The organism is Pseudomonas sp. LH1G9 (assembly GCF_002949975.1).
Taxonomy (GTDB): domain Bacteria; phylum Pseudomonadota; class Gammaproteobacteria; order Pseudomonadales; family Pseudomonadaceae; genus Aquipseudomonas; species Aquipseudomonas veronii.
This window is the reverse complement of sequence record NZ_CP026880.1, coordinates 4,153,065-4,172,092: the sequence shown is the minus strand read 5'-3', so window position 1 is coordinate 4,172,092 and position 19,028 is coordinate 4,153,065. Positions and strand designations below refer to the sequence as shown.

At 61.0% G+C, this 19,028-nt stretch carries 15 protein-coding genes; 5 read left to right on the top strand and 10 right to left on the bottom strand.

The annotated features are described in order from the left end of the window. Window positions 1–9 precede the first annotated feature (9 nt). The 10 genes from C5F70_RS19280 to yaaA form a co-directional block, all read right to left on the bottom strand. Window positions 10–1,542: an MBOAT family protein gene (locus tag C5F70_RS19280; RefSeq protein ID WP_046488667.1), complete on the bottom strand. Its 1,533-nt coding sequence runs from the start codon at window positions 1,540–1,542 to the stop codon at window positions 10–12. A 194-nt stretch (window positions 1,543–1,736) separates the two neighbouring features. After that, window positions 1,737–2,846, bottom strand: a complete 1,110-nt coding sequence (locus tag C5F70_RS19275) for a mannuronate-specific alginate lyase (RefSeq protein WP_104903879.1) — start codon at window positions 2,844–2,846, stop codon at window positions 1,737–1,739. 8 nt (window positions 2,847–2,854) lie between these two features. Continuing rightward, window positions 2,855–4,303, bottom strand: a complete 1,449-nt coding sequence (locus C5F70_RS19270) for an alginate O-acetyltransferase (RefSeq protein ID WP_046385355.1) — start codon at window positions 4,301–4,303, stop codon at window positions 2,855–2,857. A gap of 11 nt (window positions 4,304–4,314) precedes the next feature. Beyond that, entirely contained in the window at window positions 4,315–5,904 is a 1,590-nt protein-coding gene (gene algG, locus C5F70_RS19265) for a mannuronan 5-epimerase AlgG (RefSeq protein WP_104903878.1), read from the bottom strand. Continuing rightward, window positions 5,904–7,391, bottom strand: coding sequence for an alginate export family protein (locus C5F70_RS19260; protein WP_046488660.1), 1,488 nt, complete (start codon window positions 7,389–7,391; stop codon window positions 5,904–5,906). The genes algG and C5F70_RS19260 overlap by 1 nt, the downstream gene beginning before the upstream one ends. Continuing rightward, the gene (gene algK / locus C5F70_RS19255; RefSeq protein WP_169885212.1) at window positions 7,388–8,890 is read right to left on the bottom strand and encodes an alginate biosynthesis TPR repeat lipoprotein AlgK; all 1,503 of its coding nucleotides are present in this window, start codon (window positions 8,888–8,890) and stop codon (window positions 7,388–7,390) included. Before algK ends, C5F70_RS19260 begins: the two co-directional genes overlap by 4 nt. A gap of 8 nt (window positions 8,891–8,898) precedes the next feature. After that, window positions 8,899–10,065: an alginate biosynthesis protein Alg44 gene (locus tag C5F70_RS19250; RefSeq protein ID WP_017848639.1), complete on the bottom strand. Its 1,167-nt coding sequence runs from the start codon at window positions 10,063–10,065 to the stop codon at window positions 8,899–8,901. A 38-nt stretch (window positions 10,066–10,103) separates the two neighbouring features. Further along, a complete protein-coding gene (gene alg8 / locus C5F70_RS19240; protein WP_017848640.1) occupies window positions 10,104–11,585 on the bottom strand; it encodes a mannuronan synthase in 1,482 nt (493 codons plus the stop codon). An 83-nt stretch (window positions 11,586–11,668) separates the two neighbouring features. Further along, window positions 11,669–12,985, bottom strand: coding sequence for a nucleotide sugar dehydrogenase (locus C5F70_RS19235; RefSeq protein ID WP_046384626.1), 1,317 nt, complete (start codon window positions 12,983–12,985; stop codon window positions 11,669–11,671). A gap of 886 nt (window positions 12,986–13,871) precedes the next feature. Next, window positions 13,872–14,651, bottom strand: coding sequence for a peroxide stress protein YaaA (gene yaaA, locus C5F70_RS19230; protein ID WP_017848642.1), 780 nt, complete (start codon window positions 14,649–14,651; stop codon window positions 13,872–13,874). A 131-nt stretch (window positions 14,652–14,782) separates the two neighbouring features. Here yaaA and C5F70_RS19225 point away from each other — a divergent pair, with 131 nt between their 5' ends. The 5 genes from C5F70_RS19225 (at window position 14,783) to moaE (ending at window position 18,963) form a co-directional block, all read left to right on the top strand. Continuing rightward, window positions 14,783–15,907: a polysaccharide deacetylase family protein gene (locus C5F70_RS19225; protein ID WP_104903877.1), complete on the top strand. Its 1,125-nt coding sequence runs from the start codon at window positions 14,783–14,785 to the stop codon at window positions 15,905–15,907. A gap of 349 nt (window positions 15,908–16,256) precedes the next feature. Next, complete coding sequence (locus C5F70_RS19220) at window positions 16,257–17,651, top strand: PhoH family protein (protein WP_017848644.1); 1,395 nt, start codon at window positions 16,257–16,259, stop codon at window positions 17,649–17,651. Between the two features lie 147 nt (window positions 17,652–17,798). Beyond that, window positions 17,799–18,272, top strand: a complete 474-nt coding sequence (gene moaC, locus C5F70_RS19210; RefSeq protein WP_017848645.1) for a cyclic pyranopterin monophosphate synthase MoaC — start codon at window positions 17,799–17,801, stop codon at window positions 18,270–18,272. Beyond that, complete coding sequence (gene moaD, locus C5F70_RS19205; RefSeq protein ID WP_017848646.1) at window positions 18,269–18,511, top strand: molybdopterin converting factor subunit 1; 243 nt, start codon at window positions 18,269–18,271, stop codon at window positions 18,509–18,511. Before moaC ends, moaD begins: the two co-directional genes overlap by 4 nt. Before the next feature lie 2 nt (window positions 18,512–18,513). Then, complete coding sequence (gene moaE / locus C5F70_RS19200; RefSeq protein WP_104903875.1) at window positions 18,514–18,963, top strand: molybdopterin synthase catalytic subunit MoaE; 450 nt, start codon at window positions 18,514–18,516, stop codon at window positions 18,961–18,963. The last annotated feature ends 65 nt before the right edge of the window (window positions 18,964–19,028 follow it).

The window sequence follows — 19,028 nt, the reverse complement described above, 5'->3', positions numbered from 1 at the left end:
TCGGCTCCCTCAGAATTGGAAGTAAAGGAACGGCGAGAAACTCTGCGCCGACAGTTTCAGAATCGACGCCACGAACAGCAGCAGCACCGCCGCGCGCATGGCGTAGCGTGGCCAGTCAGCGGTCCAGTAGGCCGGTTGCACGGCGGCGTCTTTGCCCACGGTGAAACCAGGTTGGTGGATGCTGCCCGGGTCGTCGCCCGGCACGGCCTTGATCAGGCTCGGGTCGGCCGCCTTGGTTTTCTCGCCAGGGCGGTTGCTGTAGAAGTCGCGCAGGCCAAAGAACGCCAGCGTTGCGTAGGCCACCACCAGGGTCGCCACTTGCAGGCCGGTGAGGCTGGCGCGGTTGAGTTCCGACAGCGACCATTCGCCAAAGCTGAACATCGCGCCGTACATGCGCCCGGCGACGTGCAGGTTTTCAGAACGGAAGATCACCCAGCCCATCACCACCAGCAGGAACGTCAAGGCCCAGCGGATCGGGTTGAAGCTGCGCGGCGAGGTGTTCAGGCCGATGGCTTTTTCGATCGCCAGCCACATGCCGTGCCAGGCGCCCCACACGATGTAGGTGATGTTCGCGCCGTGCCACAGGCCACCGAGCAGCATGGTCAGGAACAGGTTGCGGTAGGTGATCAGCGTGCCTTTACGGTTGCCGCCCAGGGTGATGTAGAGGTAGTCGCGCAGCCAGGTCGACAGGCTGATGTGCCAGCGCCGCCAGAACTCGGTGATCGACTGGCTGATGTACGGCTGCTTGAAGTTTTCCATGAAGCGGAAACCCATCATCAAGCCCAGGCCGATGGCCATGTCGCTGTAGCCGGAGAAGTCGAAGTACAACTGCGCGGTGTACGCCAGCGCACCGAGCCAGGCATCACCGGTGGTGGGGTTTTGCAGGGCGAAGCAATGGTCGGCCACCACCGCCAGGGTGTCGGCGATGAAGACCTTCTTGATGAACCCCTGCATGAACCGCGTACAGCCTTCGGAGAACTTGTCGAGGGTGTGGGTGCGGTTGTTGAACTGGTCGGCCAGGTCGCGAAAGCGCAGGACGGGGCCGGCGATCAGGTGCGGGAAGATCGCCACGAACGCGGCAAAGTCGATGAGGTTGCGCGTGGCCGGAGTGTCGCCGCGATACACGTCGATGATGTAGCTGATGGACTCGAAGATGTAGAACGAGATCCCGATCGGCAACAGTACGTGGGTCAGGATGAACGGCTCCAGGCCCGCCGACTTCATCATCACGTTGATGCTGTCGACGCCGAAGTTGGCGTACTTGAAGTAGCCGAGGATGCACAGGTCGACCGCCACGCCCAGCAGCAGCCAGCGTTGCGCCGGCTTGGTACGCACGCCGGCGGCACCGACCTTGAGGCCGATCCAGTAATTCCACAGCGTGACGGCGGCGAACAGCGCCAGGAAGTCCACTCGCCACCAGGCGTAGAACACGTAGCTGGCCAGTAGCAGCAGCAGGTTGCGATAGCGTTGCCCGCTCAAGTAGTACAAGCCGAGAAAGATCGGCAAGAACAGAAACAGGAACACATTGGACGAGAAAACCATCCCGATCTCTCCATGTTTAACCAACAGTCAAGGGCCGCAGCCCCCCCAAACCCCCCCACGAATTCGGGGGCGGCTGTATTGCTCAAATGTGGGAGGGGGCTTGCCCCCGATGGCGGTGTAACAGTCGCCATCTGTGTTGAATGACACACTGCTATCGGGGGCAAGCCCCCTCCCACATTTCTAACCGCGTTTCGTCAGCTGCCTTTGTTGCCTTTTTCGTGCGTCGGGTCGTAGACCTTGGTCAGGTCGCCCCCGAGGCGGAAGGTCTTGAACGGCTGCATCCCATGTTTGCGCTCGAGCACCTCCGGCGCGCAGGTGTAGAGGGTGCAGAAGGGTTCAAGCCAGGCGAATTTCATGTCTTCCTTGAGGTCCTTCATGTCCTGCTCTTTGCCGTTCTTCTGCTCGAAGATCTGCGGGTCCTTGACCCCGGCCAGCACCTTGTCGCCCAGGCGTTTGAGCGCGCCGTTGTTTTCCTGGCGCAGGTCCACGCCGTTGACCAGGGCAAAACTGGCGATCATCGACAGCGGCGGCAGGGCGTAGTTGTGGTACGACAGCGCGCGCTGCTGGCGCTTCAGTTCGTTGGGCAGGAAGCCCTGGTCGTCGACCTGGTTGGCGCCGACTTTGTATTCCTTCACCGCCCAGTCAAACAGGTCGCGACGGTTGGTGGCGATGGACGTCGCCATCACCGACCAGGCGGCCCAGTAGGAGTGGTTGTTGGTTTTTTCCAGCGGCAGGTTGTCCCAGTCGCTCACCACCTGATCGGCCAGCCGGTTGAACCAGGCTTCGATCAGTTGCGATTCCTGCTGATGGTTGGCCAGCGGGTGCGAGTCGGAGAACTTCAGGCGCACATAGGCCGAGGCCATGCTGCCCAGCGCCCATTTGCGCATGGATTTTCCGGTGTGGTTGAAGTCCTTGGACATCAACGCATCCGCCTTGGCCCAACTGGTCAGCCAGTTGAGTGTGCATTCCAACTGTTCCGGGCGACCGTCGCGCATGAACTGCATCACGCGCTTGCTGGTGTCTTTTTCCAGCTTGGTGATGTCGGCGGTGCTGTCGCGAAAGGCTTTTTCCGACTGCACGTTCAGCGTGGAACGGGCCTTGTCCGAGCCTTCGTACTTGCTGCGAAACTGCAGCGAGCCGGTGTACGGCGCCGGCATGGCGTCGCAGCCGTCCTTGAAGTCGCCGGTCTTGAACGCTTCCACCGGGGCGAAATAACCCTGGGGCGGACGCAGTGGCGCGGCGGCATTCACAGAACCGGCGAAGATCGCCAGGCCCAGCAATGTGGGGATCAATAACTTCTGCATAGGTAACCTCATTGCCCGAGTGAGGCAGTCTTCTGACCGCCGCTTGGGAATACGTTGCGTGTGCAAATTTTCGCTTCGACTTTCTGCGCGGCAGCACCCGCTTCGGGGCCCTGCACTTCCACGGCCAGCAAGTTCTGCGAGGCCCAGTCTTCGTCGGTGCGCAGTTCAAAGGCGAAACGCCCGTCTGTATCGGATGTTTCGGGTTTTTCGATCTTGATGTCCTCGTGGCGCCCGTTCATGTACCAGAGGGTGGCTTGCAAGGTTTTCACCGACGGGTCGGCGAAGCGGATGTCGACCTGATGGTTGGCGTTGCGCAGGTCTTTGTTCGAACTGTTGACCAGCAATTCGTTCTTGCCGGGTTTCAGGGTGGCGCTGGCGCTCATCTGCGCGGTCTTGCCTTCGCAGCCGTTGTCCAGCAGCGCCATCATCTGGCGGTAGATGGTTTCCTGGTCGAGGCGGTACAACGGCGAGAATTCCCAGATCAGGATTTTCGGCGGCGTCTTCTGGAACTCGTCGCTGCCCAGGTACTGGATCATCGAGCCTTCCAGGCCGCCGCCGGGGAAGGCGACGTTGAGGATGTCGGCGCCGATTTCCTGTTCGAGGAAGCCGGCGAAGTTGTAGTTCTTGCCGCTGTGGCTGGTGCCGACCAGGGTGATCTGCGGGTTGCCCGAATCGCCGAACAGGTCGCCGTCGCCGGCTTCGCCCTTGGGCTCGGTGGTGAACTGGTCCATGTACTGGATCGCGTAGCTGGTGCCGCACAGTTGCCCGGCCATGTTGTGCAGGGTGCCGGTCTTGCCCATGCGCCCGGAGCGCTTGGTTTCGAATTCGCGCTTGGGAATCTCGGCGAACTCGGGCATCGCGCGCACTTTGGCGCCGACGATTTTCGCGGTGCGCTGGGCGCCGTAAGGGGTCCAGTGCTGGTCGCCGCGGAAGTAGAAATCGTGGGCCGGTAACTCATCGGGCAACTGCTCGTTGGTCAACGGCGACAGGTCCGGCACCACGTAGCCCATCTTGGCGAAACGGCCGAGCATGCTCTTATAGTTGCCCAGGGCCTTGTCGAAATCGAACGCGGCTTTCTCTTCAGGGTTGAGCTTGTTGCGGTTCACCAGGCCACGGGTCGGCTGGTAGACCACCACCAGTTCCACGCCCTTGGCCTTGAACGCATCGTGCAGCTGTTGCATGCGTTTGTAGCCGGCGGGGCTGGTGTCGAATTCGGTGCGCAGGTCTTCCTGGGTACGGAACAGCCAGTCGCCCTGGGCTTGCACCAGGGTGGTGAAGTTCTGCTGGTAGCGCGTGGTGTAGTTCTTCGCGTCGTGGGCCGCCGGGCACAGGCTGCAGCACGGTTCGGCGCTGAAGGTCGGCGCCTTGATCTCGTCGGCGCGCACGCCCTGGCTGGCCGCGAGCAGGCCGAGGGTCAGACCCGAGAGGCTCAACAGTTTGATCATGTGTGGGTGCATAAGGGTCATCCTCAGTCCTGCATTTCGGTCTGGCGTTCGACAGGGTCGATCAGCACGGCTTTCTGCTGGCGTACCAGCAGGTCGAGAATTTCTTCCTGGCGATCGCCCAGCACGCCGGAGAAGCTGATGCCGCTGGATTTGGTCGGCGCCAGCATCGACACGCGGTACAGCTCGATACTCAACGGCGAGTCGATCGACAGCGGCCCGCTGCCGTTACCGGCCAGTTCGCCGCCGACCACGATCAGCGAGACCTTGGTGTCGAACGGGTCGAGGGCGATGTCGCGGTCGGTGTCGGTCAGGTCCTTGATGTGGCCGTAGACGCCGGTCAGCCCGTTGGCCATCGAGGTGTTTTCGTACAGCTTGATGTTGACGCTGTTGCGTATGCGGATGCCGTGGCGACGGTTGGCGATCACCTTGTTGCCCCACAACAGGTTGTCGCCGCTCTCATAGAGCGTGATGCCGTCGGTGTGGTTGCGGTAGATCTCGTTGTCGGCGATCAGGTTGTTCACACTGTTACGGTCGATCACTAGGCCCGAAAGCTTGTTGTCGTAGCTGCGGTTGTTGAAGATGAAGCTGTCGTTCACTTCCCGGGAAATGATGATGCCGTGCTTCTTCTTGGTGCCGTAGACGGTGTTGTCCGCGATGATCAGGCCGTGGGAACGGTCGTGGGGGTCGATGCCGTAGACGATGTTGTCTTTGTAGGTGTTGCCCTTGATCACGAAGCCTTCGGTCTCGTAGCAGTAGAAGCCGTACCACATGTCCGAGAACTCGGAGTCGATGATCCAGCCGGTCGGTTCAGGGCGCTTGAGCACCTTGGCCATGTTCGGCGTGTACTGGGAAATACTCACCCCATACGACTTACTGTTGGCATAGCCGAAACTGGCCATTTTGGTGTTGGCGATGTAGGTCTCGGTGCCGCCCCAGGCCAGCAGGAACGGGCGGAATTCCTGGGGCGACTGGAAGGTCGCCGGGCCGTTGGCCTTTTCTTTCCAGCCGGTGATCTTGGTATCTCGCACGAACAGCTGACCGTCGTTGATCAGGAACGCACCGGCCTCCTGGGACAGGCGCAGTTCTTTGGTGTGCTTGTCGATATCGAGGATGCCCTTGCGCCCGACCACGATCGGCAACTTGGCGAGGAACACGCCCGGCGAGGTTTCGCTGAGGTACTGCTTGGGCACTTTGCCCAGCAGGTCCTTGAGGTTCATGTAGCCGTCGTCGATAAAGATCGCCTGGGGAATGCCGTGCTGGCGCACCACCCACTCGGCCATCTTGTTGTCGCCGCCGATGAAGTCCTTCAGCGCGTCTTCCTGCATCATGCGGCGGATACTGATTTTGCCCGGCTTGGTTCTGACGATTTTCTTTTCCATCGCCGCGGCGGTGTAGCCCGACAGGTTCGGCAGGGCCGGCTTGGGCATTTCCAGCGGCGCGGTCGGCGGGCTGGAAATGGTGTAGGTCTTGGCCTGTTGCAGTTCTTTGGCGATGGTCGGCGCCTTGACCGGCTGCGCGGTATCGGCGAAGGCTGTGGCATTGGCCATCAGCATCGCGGTCACCAGCAAGCATCTGCCTGTGAAGGGGTGAGCAATCATTGCGCGGGCTCCCATCAGAACTTCCAGATCACGTCGACAAAGGCGCGATGCATGTACGAGTCGACCTGGCTGCCATAAGCGTCGCCCGGTTTGAACACGCCGGCACGAAAGCGCACCAGGGCCGACGGTTCGTCGATCGACTGGCTGAGCGCGGCCGGCAGCAGGCCTTTCTTGAAGTACTTGGTGACGACCAGGTCCATCTCCTGGCCCAGGTCTTTCTTGCCGTCTTCAAGGGGCAGGGAGGTGCTGGACAGGATCGCGCCGGTCACGTCGTCGGTGTTGTTCTGCACGGCGTCGATGCCGTTGCTGCCCACCGGCTTGTTGCCGTCGACGCGCCAGAACTTGTGGTACACCAGGCTGGCGTCGTAGTCCTCGCGCAGTTGCCAGGAGCCGAACAGGCTCATGGACTGCATGTTGTTCATCTCGCCGCGGAACGCTTCGCCGAAGCGATGCAGGCGGGACTGGGTGCCGGTGAAGTTCGAACGGTTGCTTTGCAGGCCGTTCTGTTCGTACTCGGCGCTGGCGCGGGCATAGGCCGCACCCACTTGCCACTGCGGGTCGAGGCGCAGGCGGATACCCAGATCGGTGGCCCAGCCGCTCACGTCTTCGCTGCGCTTGGCGTTGCTCGGGCGGGTGCCGTCGGCGTTCAACGCGTTGACGGTGTCGCGGTCGCCCTGCATGCCGGTGACGCTGGCCCAGTAGTTGACGGTGTTGGTGTTGCGCCAGTTGTAGGCGTCGCTGTTGGCCTCGATGCCGAGCCAGGTCAGGTCGCCGTTCTCGCGCTTGTCCGAGGGGTCGATGGGCATGCCCGGTTCGGAATAGTCGAGCTTGCCGTCGTCATGGGTGTGGTGCCCGCGCAGGCCGATCCACTGGCCCGGCGTCCACTGGTAGGCGGCGTCGGCGTAGAAGTGCTGGCGGTCTTTTTCGTCGGGCGACAGTTCCTTGAGGTCGGTGCGGTATTCGCTGAAGCGTTCGGCGGCGCCGACGTTGGCCTTGAGCAGGGTGGTGTCGAAGGTCCAGTTCAGCGCTTCGATGTTGGTGTCGCGCCATTGGCCGTCGTCATTGCGCAGGCGCTGGCGGCCGAACTTGAGGAGCTCGCCGGGGTAGGGCGTGAAGCCGCTGTAGCCGACCCAGAACTCGCGCAGCGCCAGGTAGTTTTTCTTCGCTGTGCGGTCGCTGTTGCTCGACTGCTCGGTGGTGTCATCCGAGGACTGCTGCAGGGTGTCGGTCTCGATGATGTCGCTCGAGGTAACGGCCTGGCCCATGGCGTAGGCGCTCCAGTTGCCGCTTTCGCCGTAGACCCACGGGCGCAGGTCGAGGCCGATGCCGTTGACGTCGCCACCCTTTTGGGTGCCGAGGTCGCGGTCGTCTTCGGACTGGCCGGTGACTTTGACTTCCAGGCCGAAGTTCTTCGCTTCGGTCAGCGCGGCCAGGGTCGGGCACGACCACAGCAGGGCGAAGGTCAGGCCGATACCGGCCTGCACGAATGGATTGAGCTTCATAGGGATTCCTCGCCGTCTTCTTCTTGCAGGGCGTGCAGTTGCAGCGTGCTCTGGGCCAGGGTGCCGCGCGCGGCCAGTTCCTGTTGCACCAGGCGTTGGCCTTCGGCGCGTTGTTCCGGCGTCAGCGGGGCTTCGAGCTGCGTGGCCAGGTCGTTGGCCTCTGGCGTGTCCTGGGCTTTAGCCAATTGGCTGAAGACATAGGCGTTCAATGGGTCGGGCTTGGTGCCCTTGCCTTGGGAAAACAATTGCGCGATGGCGAAGTCGGCGCTGTTCTGGCCGTTGCGCGCAGCAGTCAGCAGGTGGTCCAGGGCTTTTTGCGAGTAGACCTTGCCCAGGTAGCCACGGCGGTAGATCTGGCCGAGGTAGTAATCGGCGGCCACTTCGCGGCCCACGGCTTTTTGGAAATGCGCTTCGGCGGCCTTGGCGTCCGCCGGCACCCACTTGCCATCGTAGTAGAGCTTGCCCAGCAACAGCTCGGCGCGCGGCTGGTCGGCGGCGCGGCCGTTGTCCAGGTACTTCATCATCTGGTCGACGTCGCCCAGTTCCGGGAAGTCGTAGAGCAATTGCGCCAGGCTGACCCAGGATGCGGGGTAGCCGGGGGCGATTTTTTCCAGCAGCGCCTGGGCGGTTTTCTCGTCGGTCTTGCCCAGCGTTGCGTCGCCCAATACGCGGGCCACGCTGTCGATGCGCTGTGCGGTGACGGTGCCGCGGCTGTAGCCGGCTTCCATTTGCTTGAGCAGTTCGGCCTGTTTTTCTGGCTCGGCTTTTTTCTGGTAGACCGTGGCCAGTTCGACGTAGCAGATGTCGGTGGTGTTCAGCGCGGCCTTGCAGATGCGCTCGACATCATCCAGATGCTGGTCGTAGGTGTCCTGGGTGCGATACAGCAGCACCTGGGCCAGACCGGCTTCCGGGTAACCGGCGGCCTGCCATTTGTTGATCTGCTGCTGGGCGTTCACGTTGGGGAAGCTGTGCGGGTATTGCAGGTACAGCATCGCCAGCGGGATCAGGGTGTTGCCTTCGCCATTGGCAAAGGCTTTTTTCAGCAGGCCTTCGGCTTCATGGTGTTCGGCTTCGGTGGCGCCGGGCTTGGCCACCAGCAGGCGCCCCAGGCGGGCCTGGGCGCGCGGCGAAATATCCGCAGCGGCGCGGTAAGTGGCCTCGGCCTGTTTGATCTGCGCCGGGTCGCGTGTGCCGACCTGGATATCGGCCAGGCCCACCTGGGCCTCGCTGTAACCCAGGGTCGCCAGTTGCTGGTAATTCTGCTGCGCGGTGAGCGTGTCGCCCCGCTTGAGAGCTTCGTTGGCCAGGCGCTGGTCGGGCAGGCCGGCGCAACCGGCGAGGCTGACCGCAAGTGCCAGCAACGCGACAGGACCCTTGTGGGAGCGGGCTTGCTCGCGATGCAGGCCGTGCGGTCCGTCAGGCAAACCGCACTGATCCCATCGCGAGCAAGCCCGCTCCCACAGGGATTGCGGTGTTTTCAGGAGAGTCGTCACAGGCATGTCCTCGCTTACAGTCCGGCAGCCATGGCTTTATCGATCAGCCAGTTCAGCGATGGGCCACGGTCGCTGGTGACTTCCACCGGGCGGCCGGCGTAGGCGCTGTCCAGCGGTGCGTCCGGCTTGATCTGCACGCGGATGTCGGAGGACAGGTCGGCGCTGTTCAGGCTGGTGCTGCTGACGATGGTGCCGGTGCGGGTCTGTTCTTCGTCGGCGACCTGGAAGTTCACCGGGGTACCTGGGCGAACGTCAGCGAACTGGCGGTAGGAGAAGCGTGCTTCCACGTTGGCCAGGCTGCCGCGTGGCACCAGTTGGAAGATCACGTCGCCTTTGCTTGCGTATTGACCGTCGGCCACCATTTGCTGGGCCACGATGCAGTCGCAAGGCGAGGTCAGGGTGCCGGTCATTTGCTTGCCGAACAGTTCTTCGACCTTGGCCGGTTGCAGTTGGTCTTCGTCCAGGTGGCCCTTGAGCACGTCGAGCATGCTGGTGCTGAAGGTCGCGAGCGGCGCGCCTTTGGCCGCCACCGCGTCGCCTTTGAGCAGGCTTTGCACGGTGCCGTCGCGGGGCATGGTCACGTTCATGCCGGGCACGCTGACCAGGCCGGCCTGGGCGTGGCTGACGAAGTACATGCCGTACAGCGATTTGAAGACGAAACCGAATGCCGCCAGGCCCACCAGGAAGATCGCCAGGCTGAACGTCACGGCGCGCAGGCGGCCGAAGACGCTCATGTTGCTGCCGCCGTCCTTGACCTTGCGCGCCTTGGTGAAGTTGTCGCGTTGCAGGGTGGCGAGTACGTCGCCCATGGTCACGATATCGCCCGACAGGTGCGACGTGATCAGGTGACGCAGCGTGGAAATATCCTGCGCGTCGAGGTTCTGGAACTGGCAACCGGTGCGCCCGCTCTGGCGGTCGTAGGAGCGAATCTGCAGCTCCACATCCATCGCCAGGCCGAGGTTGTCGATGACAAATTGCAGGCGACCCTTGTGCACTTCGCCAACGATCAGCGGCTGGGTGGCGGTGAACGCCAGGCCGCCGGCGGACAGGTCGATGACCCGCGCTTCGGTCGGCGTGCGGTCAGTGTTGAAAAAGCGCAACTTGGCCGGGATTTTGACCCGGGCGTGCTGGCGTTGGGCTTCGGATTCGTGGACAACGTTGGCGTTTACTTGGCTGTTCATCAGGGCAATTTCCTAGAGTTAATTCAGGCTTGGCAGGGTCAGACCATCATCAGCAACACGGCGACGAAAATGCTGCCGGCGGAGAAGGTCATGGTCCGAGACGACCAGGTGTTGAACCAACGTTGAAAGCTGGCCAAATCGCGGGTCAGTTTGGTGTCCTGGCGGGTCCAGGACTGTTGATCAAGGCGGAAGAACACGTAGATCTTCACCAGCGCGCCCATGATCTGGTTGTAATAGAGAATCACCGGGTACGCCGGGCCGATCCTGTGCCCGGAGCACGACAGCAGCACGGTCAGGATCAGGCGGGTGATGCCGATCCACAGCAGGTACGCGAGGATGAACGCGCCGCCGTACTTGAAGGTGGCGATGATCGCCACGGTCAGGCCGAGCAGCGAGGTCCACATCGACACGCGCTGGTCGAACAGCACTACGCTGGTGAACAGGCCGAGACGACGTACACCCAGGCCCAGGGCGCGGGAGTTCTGGCGCAGGTTGTTGCCGTACCAGCGGAACATCAGCTTGCGGCTGGCTTTGATAAAGCTCTTTTCCGGCGGGTGCTCCACGGTGTTGATCGCGGCATCCGGCACGTAGAAGGTGTCGTAGCCCAGGCGCATCAGGCTGAACCAGCTGGACTTATCGTCGCCGGTCAAAAACTTGAAGCGGCCCAGGCGCCAGTGTTGCAGCGAGTCGCTTTCCACATCGGCGATAAAGCCCGGGTCGGTGACCACGCTGGCGCGGAACACCGACATGCGCCCGGTCATGGTCAACACGCGCTTGGACAGGGCCATCGAGCACATGTTGATGTGGCGCTGGGCGAAGCGCAGTTTGTGCCATTCGCTCATGATGTAGCCGCCGCGCACTTCGCAGAACTCGTTGGTGGTCAGGCCGCCGACATTGCCGAACAGCTGGAACCACGGCACGGTTTTGCGCACGACGCCTTCGGCGAGCACGGTGTCGCCATCGATCACTGCAACCACGGCGCGGTCATCCGGCAAGTGGCGGGAGATGGCGCGGAAACCGAAGGCCAGGCCGTCGCGCTTGCCGGTGCCGGCGATACGCACGAAGTCGAGCTTCACATGGCCCGGCGGGTTCATGCGTTCCCACAGGCTTTTCACCAGCAGTTCATCGGACATTTCCACCAGCGAGCAGACCACGGTGGTGGGGAAGCCGCATTCGATCGCTTCGCGGATCACCGAGCTGTAGACCTGCGCGGTGGTCAGCGCATCGATCCGGAAACTGGTGACCATCAGGAACACATGGGACGGGTCCGCGGCCTTGCCCAACTTGCGCACTTTGCGCCGCAGGTGGGGGTAGACCACGTACAGGAACAGCATGCCGCGAAAGAAATGCGTCGCACCCATCGAGTAGCGCCAGATACCGACGGCGCCAATCAGGAAAATAAAATTCTTCGACTCGGAGTCGAACGTACTCGCCGGCAACAGCAGGGCGAGTCCCATCAGCAGGCTCAAGAAGAACAGCCAGCCGGCGGATTGGAGCAGTACGTGTTTTAACTTGGACATAGGCGTCATCCGCAGGTGAAGGAGGTTTCGAGCTGCAAGCGCTGGGGATCAGGACGCCGGCAGCCCGAAACTTGCGGTTGCTGTTACCAGCAAATACCTTCGGTACGGCCGCTCACACTGGTGGCCTTGGACATGAAGCCCACCAGGTCGACCACTTGCTTGCCGTGCGGTGCGTTATGGGCCAAGGCCCGGAACTTCTCGTCACGGTTGCCGAGGATGATCACGTCGCAGTTGTTGATCACATCGTCGAAGTCCGAGTTGAGCAGGGACGACACGTGCGGGATCTTGCCTTCGATGTAGTCCTTGTTCGCGCCGTGGACACGGGCGTACTCGACGTTGCTGTCGTAGATGCTCAGGTCGTAACCCTTGCCGATCAGCATTTCCGCCAGCTCCACCAGGGGGCTTTCGCGCAGGTCATCGGTGCCGGCCTTGAAGCTCAGGCCCAGCAGGGCGACTTTGCGTTTGTCGTGGCCGGCGACGATGTCGAAGGCGTTCTGCACCTGGGATTCGTTGCTGCGCATCAGCGAGTTGAGCAGCGGCGCTTCCACGTCCAGCGAGCCGGCGCGGTAGGTCAGGGCACGCACGTCTTTGGGCAGGCACGAGCCGCCGAACGCGAAGCCCGGGCGCATGTAGTACTGGGACAGGTTGAGGGTCTTGTCCTGGCAGACCACTTCCATCACTTCGCGCCCGTCGACGCCGACGGCCTTGGCGATGTTGCCGATCTCGTTGGCGAAGGTCACCTTGGTGGCGTGCCACACGTTGCAGGTGTACTTGATCATTTCGGCAACGGCGATGTCCTTGCGGATGATCGGCGCGTCGAGTTCTTCGTACAGCGATTGCAGGACATCACCGGAGGCTTTGTCGAATTCTCCGATGACGGTCATCGGCGGCAGGTCGTAGTCGGCGATGGCGGTGGATTCACGCAGGAACTCCGGGTTGACCGCAACGCCGAAGTCGACACCGGCTTTCTTGCCGGAGCAGTCTTCGAGGATCGGGATCACCACATTGGCCACGGTGCCCGGCAATACGGTGCTGCGCACGACGATGGTGTGGCGGGTGGTCTTGTCACGCAGGACAAAGCCGATCTCGCGGCATACCGATTCGATGTAGTTGAGTTCCAGGTCGCCGTTTTTCTTGCTCGGCGTACCGACGCAAATCATCGACAGGTCGGTAGCGCGGATGGCTTCGGCGAAGTCGGTCGTACCGCGCAGTCGTCCGGTCTCGATACCCTGGCTCAGCAGCTCGCCCAGGCCCGGTTCAACGATCGGCGATTTGCCTGCGTTGATCAGGTCGATTTTTTCCTTGGAGATGTCTACGCCGACCACTTCATGGCCGCGGGCAGACAGGCAACCGGCACAGACTGCGCCAACGTAACCCAAACCAAATATGCTGATACGCATCGCATTTACCTCTGTATTAAATCGTGCCATTAAATGGCCGGAGTTCATGTTTGCAAGCGTCACTGATGCCGCGAAAGTTAGGCGAATAGACGCCGACTTGCCGCGTGCAGGCATGTTGAATAACGAGTGACTAATGATTGCACTCAAGTTGTGCGCAACTTGGCCTTGTTATTGGTGCTTGCCCTGAAATGCAGCCGGCCTTCCTGGGAGAAGGGCCTGGCGCCAGTGCAACAGGGCCTTGATAAAAGGCTGCAAGCCTATAGTTATCAATGCCTTGGGTTATGTCACTGACCCATTGGGGTAAGCACGGCCTTGGCCTTATAGTGTGTGGCAATCGATCCTTATCGCCGCTCTTAACTAATCGGTTGGTAATATGAGCCCAGAGTCAAAGTTTAATGTGACAACTTTGCTACTTCCGTTGGTCGCCATGTAAGTCATCTCTTACAGAAACAGAGAATTCCGTTACCGGTGGTATGAGCGGTGCTTTAGGGCTAAGTTCCTGGCCGCTCATCCTGTTTCCGGAAATTTCTTGAAATATCAGCAAAGATGGCACTGGTACTATATTGATAGCACTTGCTATTTGGGCCAGTAGTTACGGGGAGTTGGCGCGCGGGAATAGTTTTGTGCCACTAGTGATTTAAAAAAGTGGTGCCACTACGAAAAAAAATGACGAATGTCGAGTGAAATAATTGTTAGAGATGCGTCAGGATATTTTTTGACGCCAAACAATTGACGATTTCCGCTGTGAAATGCAGACAAAAATGTGGGAGGGGGCTTGCCCCCGATGGCGGTGTGTCAGTCTATCCATGTATGACTGATCCCCCCCATCGGGGGCAAGCCCCCTCCCACATTTGATCTTTAGCGTCTATGAGGGCGGAGCAGGGCCTTATTCCGGTGCGTGATCGCGCAGGAACACCAGGTTGTCCGGCTTGGACTGCTCGGCATTGAAGCGATAACCCTGCACATCGAACTGCTTGAGCTGGGCCGGGTCGTTGATGCGCTCTTCGATCACGAAGCGGCTCATCATGCCCCGGGCCTTTTTCGCGTAGAAGCTGATGATCTTGTACTGGCCGTTTTTCAGGTCCTTGAACTCGGTATTGACGATCCGCGCATTCAGCGCCGTGCGCTTGACCGCCGAGAAGTACTCGTTGGACGCCAGGTTGAGCAGCACGTCATCGCCTTGTTCGGCCAGGGCTTGGTTGAGCCACTCGCTGATCCGGGTGCCCCAGAAGGCGTACAGGTCCTTGCCACGGGCGTTGGCCAGTTTGGTGCCCATCTCCAGGCGATACGGCATCATCAGGTCCAGAGGGCGCAGCAGGCCGTACAGGCCCGAGAGCATGCGCAGGTGGTCCTGGGCGTAGCTGAAGTCGGCGTCGCTGAAGGTGTCGGCGTTGAGGCCGGTGTACACGTCGCCCTTGAACGCCAGCAACGCCTGCTTGGCGTTGGCTGCTGTGAACGCCGGGGTCCAGCTGCCGAAGCGCGCGGCGTTGAGGCCGCCGATCTTGTCGGACACATGCATCAATTCGCTGATCTGCGCCGGGCTCAGGTGGCGCAGTTGCTCGATCAACTCCTGGGAATGGTCCAGGTACTGCGGCTGGGTAAAGCGCTGGGTCGCAGGCCTGGACTCGAAGTCGAGGGTCTTGGCGGGGGAAATCACCATCAGCATGAAGTTGGCTCCTGTAATCGTGCTTGTAACGTGGGCGGGATTCTAGGGGGTTGGGCACTTTGACTCCACCTATGATGGCGATAGGCGCGATCCGTTATGATGGCCGGTGATTCTGGAGAGGGAGACCCTGTGTGCGAATAGCGCTTTTATTGTCGGCGTGCCTGTTTTGCCTGAACGCCCACGCGGCGCCGGTGGACGTGGCCAGCCTGGATCGCGGCGTCTGGCCGGAAAAACTCAGCAGCCCTGCGCTGTTCGACGTGGCCTCGCGCGCCGAAATATTGATGTTCGCCCGCAGCCTGATCGGCAGCGAAGCCCTGGATGAAGCGGCGCTCAAACAGCGCCTGGGCCTGAAGATCATCAACCTGGCGGCCATCGACGATCTGCGTCGCCAGCTCTGGCGGCGCCTTCTGGAGAATTACACCGCTGCCCAGGAAAGTTGCGAGGAGGACGCGTCGTTCTGCTACCTGGTGGAAAACATGGACGACCTGCGCGAGCAGGCCGGCAAGTTCGAGGTCAGTGACAACTCCTTCTATATAGGCTGGGCCGGCCCGAGCCACAATTTCCACGAGCGTTACCTGGACGAGCTGCTGCGCAAAGCCGCGCTGTTCCCGCAGATCAGCAGCGAAATCGCACGTTTCGGTGACCATGAGCGCAATGGCGACGAATTCAACGACCGCCTGTTCCTGCTGACCTTCGACGGCGGCCCGGCACCGGTCAGCGGCAATACCGACTGGCTCACCGATTACCTGCGCAAGCAGAAGATGAACGCCACGTTCTTCGCCCTCGGCAGCAGCCTGCAAAACCGTGTGGAGCGCAGTTCCGTCGCGGATGTGCAGGCGCTGTATCAGGGGCAGTGCGTAGGCACTCAAGGTTGGCAGTACCGTTCCCACAGCCATTGGGTCGACTGGCAAAGTTCGATCATCCGCAGCGCCGCGCTGGCGCAGAACCTGATGCCGGAAAACTCCGTGCCGCTGTTCCGTCCACCCTACGGCCAGCGCCGCGCGGACAGCCAGGGTTTCTTCCAGTCCCAGGGTTTGCAGGTGGCGTTGTGGGATATCGACTCCCAGGACGAGCCAGGCAAGCTCAAGGCCGATGAGTCGGCGCAGCGGGTGCTGACATTGATGTTGTTGTGGCGCAAAGGGGTGATTGTGTTTCACGACACCCAGGACAAGGCGCGGGTCGCATTGCCGATGGTATTGCAGGCAACGGCGCAAAGCGGGCTGGGTTGGCAGGACTGCCGGGAGGCGTTTCGCTGAAGAGGCTGAAGTGCCCGCTCCCGTTGGGGATGCGGCATTTTCGGGGTGATTTTGTACGATATTTCTATGCGGGCCGACTTCCGACTTTAACGGGGTAGCTGGCACTCGGCTAGTGCTATTCGTCATCCTGAAAAATAAACTTCAAAAAAACGTCAAAGTGCTTTTTCCTGTCATGGGTTTTGCGGTATTACGAAGTCAGATCGCCGAAACCTGCAACACAGGTGGCGTCTTCCAAGACTCCTCATGTGGGCACTGCACTTGACGTCACGCAAGGTGCAGTCGGTGGTCGAATCGAGGCGCAGCACTGTTGTGGTATTGCGTCGACTGGCTCCCACAAAGGTGACCGAGTATGGATGATCATGGACGTAACCCTTCTTCCGACCAGCCAATCCTTTATGTGCTTGATACCAACGTACTGATCCACGATCCGAACGCTCTGCTTAACTTCGAAGAACACCACGTCGCCATCCCGATGATCGTGTTGGAGGAACTCGACAAACTCAAAAGCGGGCATCACAGCGTGGCCGCCGAATGTCGCCAGGCCATCCGCCTGATCGACAAAACCCTGGGTGAAGCGTCACCCGAGGACGTCGAAGTCGGCGTGCCGATCCAGCGCGGCAAAAGCGGGCCCAAGGGTTTGTTGTCGATTCTGATGAGCAAGCGCAGCGAGCCCAACAGCCTGCTGCCGGAAAACCTCAACGACAACAAAATCATCAACCAATTGATCGACCTGCACGCTCGTGACAAGGACATGCGCGTGGTGCTGGTGACCAAAGACATCAATATGCGCCTCAAGGCACGAGCGTGTGGGATCGCTGCCGAGGACTACAGTACCGACCAATTGGTCGACGACGTGTCGATGCTGTCCCGTGGTTATCACACCATGACCGGCTCGTTCTGGGACCGCGTCAGCAAGGTCGAAACCCGTCAGGACCACGGTCGCACCTGGCACCAGGTGCAACTGATCGACAACCTGCCGGCGGTACACGTCAACGAGTTCATCATCGACGAACAGGGCTTCGTGGGCTGGATCAAAGAGATCCAGGTCGACAGGCTGCTGATCCTCGACCTGCATCAGGAACCCCTGTTGCACCAGGAAGCCTGGGGCCTGAAACCGCGTGATATCTACCAGAGCCTGGCGCTGTATGCGCTGCTCGACCCGGACATCCACCTGGTCAACCTGACCGGTGCCGCCGGCTCGGGCAAAACCATCCTGGCCCTGGCGGCCGCCATCGAACAGACCATGGTGACCAAACGCTATCGCCGCATCATCGCCACCCGCAGCGTGCAGGGCCTGGACCAGGAAATCGGTTTCCTGCCCGGCACCGAAGCGGAAAAAATGGAGCCGTGGCTGGGGGCGATCACCGACAACCTCGAAGCCTTGCACATGGATGACGAAAACACCCATGGCAGCGTCGACTACATCCTCAGCAAAGTGCCGTTGCAGTTCAAATCCCTCAATTACATCCGAGGTCGCAGCTTCCAGCAGAGCCTGATTTTGATCGATGAGTGCCAGAACCTCACGCCGCACCAGATGAAAACCATCATCACCCGTGCCGGCGCCGGTTCCAAAGTGGTGTGCCTGGGCAACCTGGCGCAGATCGACACCCCTTACCTGTCCGCGACCAGCTCCGGGCTGACTTACCTGACGGAACGCTTCAAAGACTTCCCGAACGGCGTGCATATCGCGCTGCAGGGAGTTCCACGTTCGATCCTGGCCGAATACGCCGAATCTCACTTGTAAACGCGCTCCATGTAGGAGCGAGCTTGCTCGCGAAGAGTGTCTACGATAACGCGGGGTCTCTGGAGCCCCGCGTTGTTCTTTGGTTTTTCGCGAGCAAGCTCGCTCCTACAGGGTTTACAATCGACGCTCCTGATCAGGAGTATCCCTGTGCTGACTCATCTCGATTCCCAAGGTCGCGCCCATATGGTCGACGTCACCGACAAGTCCGTGACGTTCCGAGAGGCGGTGGCTGAAGCGCGGGTGCGTATGCTGCCCGAGACACTGAAAATGATTGTCGATGGTGCCCATCCCAAGGGCGATGTGTTTGCCGTGGCCCGTATCGCCGGGATCCAGGCGGCGAAAAAAACCAGTGATTTGATCCCCTTGTGCCATCCGCTGATGTTGACCGGCGTCAAGGTCGAACTGAACGCGGAGGGCATAGACTCCGTACACATCGTGGCGCGCTGCAAACTCTCGGGCCAGACCGGCGTAGAGATGGAAGCGCTGACGGCCGCCAGTGTCGCTGCGTTGACCATCTACGACATGTGCAAGGCCGTGGACCGTGGCATGACCATTGAAAACATCCGCCTGCTGGAAAAGCTCGGCGGGAAAAGCGGGCATTTCAAGGCGGACCAGGCATGAGCATCAACGTACTGTTTTTTGCCCGCTACAGCGAAACGATCGGCCTGGATTCCCTGGAGATGGAAGGCGACTTCGCCACCGTCGACGCGGTGCGCCAGGCATTGGTTGGCGATGCGGGCTTTGACGTGCTCAACGAGACCAGCTTGATGTGCGCGCGCAATCAGGAAATGTGCAGCGTCGACGAGCCGCTCGAAGCCGGTGATGAAGTCGCCTTCTTCCCACCCGTGACCGGAGGCTGAGTATGGCCATCCGTGTGCAGCCCACGCCGTTTGACCCCGGCGCCGAAGTCAACGCGATGCACGCTGCCAATGTCGGCGTCGGCGCGGTGGTGAGTTTTGTCGGCTATGTCCGCGACTTCAATGACGGCCACGACGTGGCGGGGATGTTCCTGGAGCATTACCCCGGCATGACCGAAAAGGCCCTGGCCAAGATCGCCGTGGAAGCCGAACAACGCTGGCCGCTGCTCAAGCTGGAAGTGCTGCACCGCATCGGCGCGCTGGAACCGGGCGAGCCCATCGTCTTCGTCGCCGCCGCTAGCGCGCATCGTCAGGCTGCGTTTGATGCCTGCGCGTTTGTGATGGACTACCTGAAGACCCGTGCGCCGTTCTGGAAGAAAGAAAGCACCAGCGAAGGTGCGCGTTGGGTGGACGGGCGCGACAGCGACCACGCCGCAGCGGATCGCTGGAAGTAGCCAGCCGAACACATCCCTCAAAATCAGCTGAAATCAAATGTGGGAGGGGGCTTGCCCCCGATAGC

Excerpts from the sequence above, each read along its gene's own strand:
- C5F70_RS19280 (WP_046488667.1), bottom strand. The coding sequence starts at position 1,542 with ATGGTTTTCTCGTCCAATGTGTTCCTGTTTCTGTTCTTGCCGATCTTT.
- C5F70_RS19275 (WP_104903879.1), bottom strand. The coding sequence starts at position 2,846 with ATGCAGAAGTTATTGATCCCCACATTGCTGGGCCTGGCGATCTTCGCC.
- C5F70_RS19270 (WP_046385355.1), bottom strand. The coding sequence starts at position 4,303 with ATGCACCCACACATGATCAAACTGTTGAGCCTCTCGGGTCTGACCCTC.
- algG (WP_104903878.1), bottom strand. The coding sequence starts at position 5,904 with ATGGGAGCCCGCGCAATGATTGCTCACCCCTTCACAGGCAGATGCTTG.
- C5F70_RS19260 (WP_046488660.1), bottom strand. The coding sequence starts at position 7,391 with ATGAAGCTCAATCCATTCGTGCAGGCCGGTATCGGCCTGACCTTCGCC.
- algK (WP_169885212.1), bottom strand. The coding sequence starts at position 8,890 with ATGCCTGTGACGACTCTCCTGAAAACACCGCAATCCCTGTGGGAGCGG.
- C5F70_RS19250 (WP_017848639.1), bottom strand. The coding sequence starts at position 10,065 with ATGAACAGCCAAGTAAACGCCAACGTTGTCCACGAATCCGAAGCCCAA.
- alg8 (WP_017848640.1), bottom strand. The coding sequence starts at position 11,585 with ATGTCCAAGTTAAAACACGTACTGCTCCAATCCGCCGGCTGGCTGTTC.
- C5F70_RS19235 (WP_046384626.1), bottom strand. The coding sequence starts at position 12,985 with ATGCGTATCAGCATATTTGGTTTGGGTTACGTTGGCGCAGTCTGTGCC.
- yaaA (WP_017848642.1), bottom strand. The coding sequence starts at position 14,651 with ATGCTGATGGTGATTTCCCCCGCCAAGACCCTCGACTTCGAGTCCAGG.
- C5F70_RS19220 (WP_017848644.1), top strand. The coding sequence starts at position 16,257 with ATGGATGATCATGGACGTAACCCTTCTTCCGACCAGCCAATCCTTTAT.
- moaD (WP_017848646.1), top strand. The coding sequence starts at position 18,269 with ATGAGCATCAACGTACTGTTTTTTGCCCGCTACAGCGAAACGATCGGC.
- moaE (WP_104903875.1), top strand. The coding sequence starts at position 18,514 with ATGGCCATCCGTGTGCAGCCCACGCCGTTTGACCCCGGCGCCGAAGTC.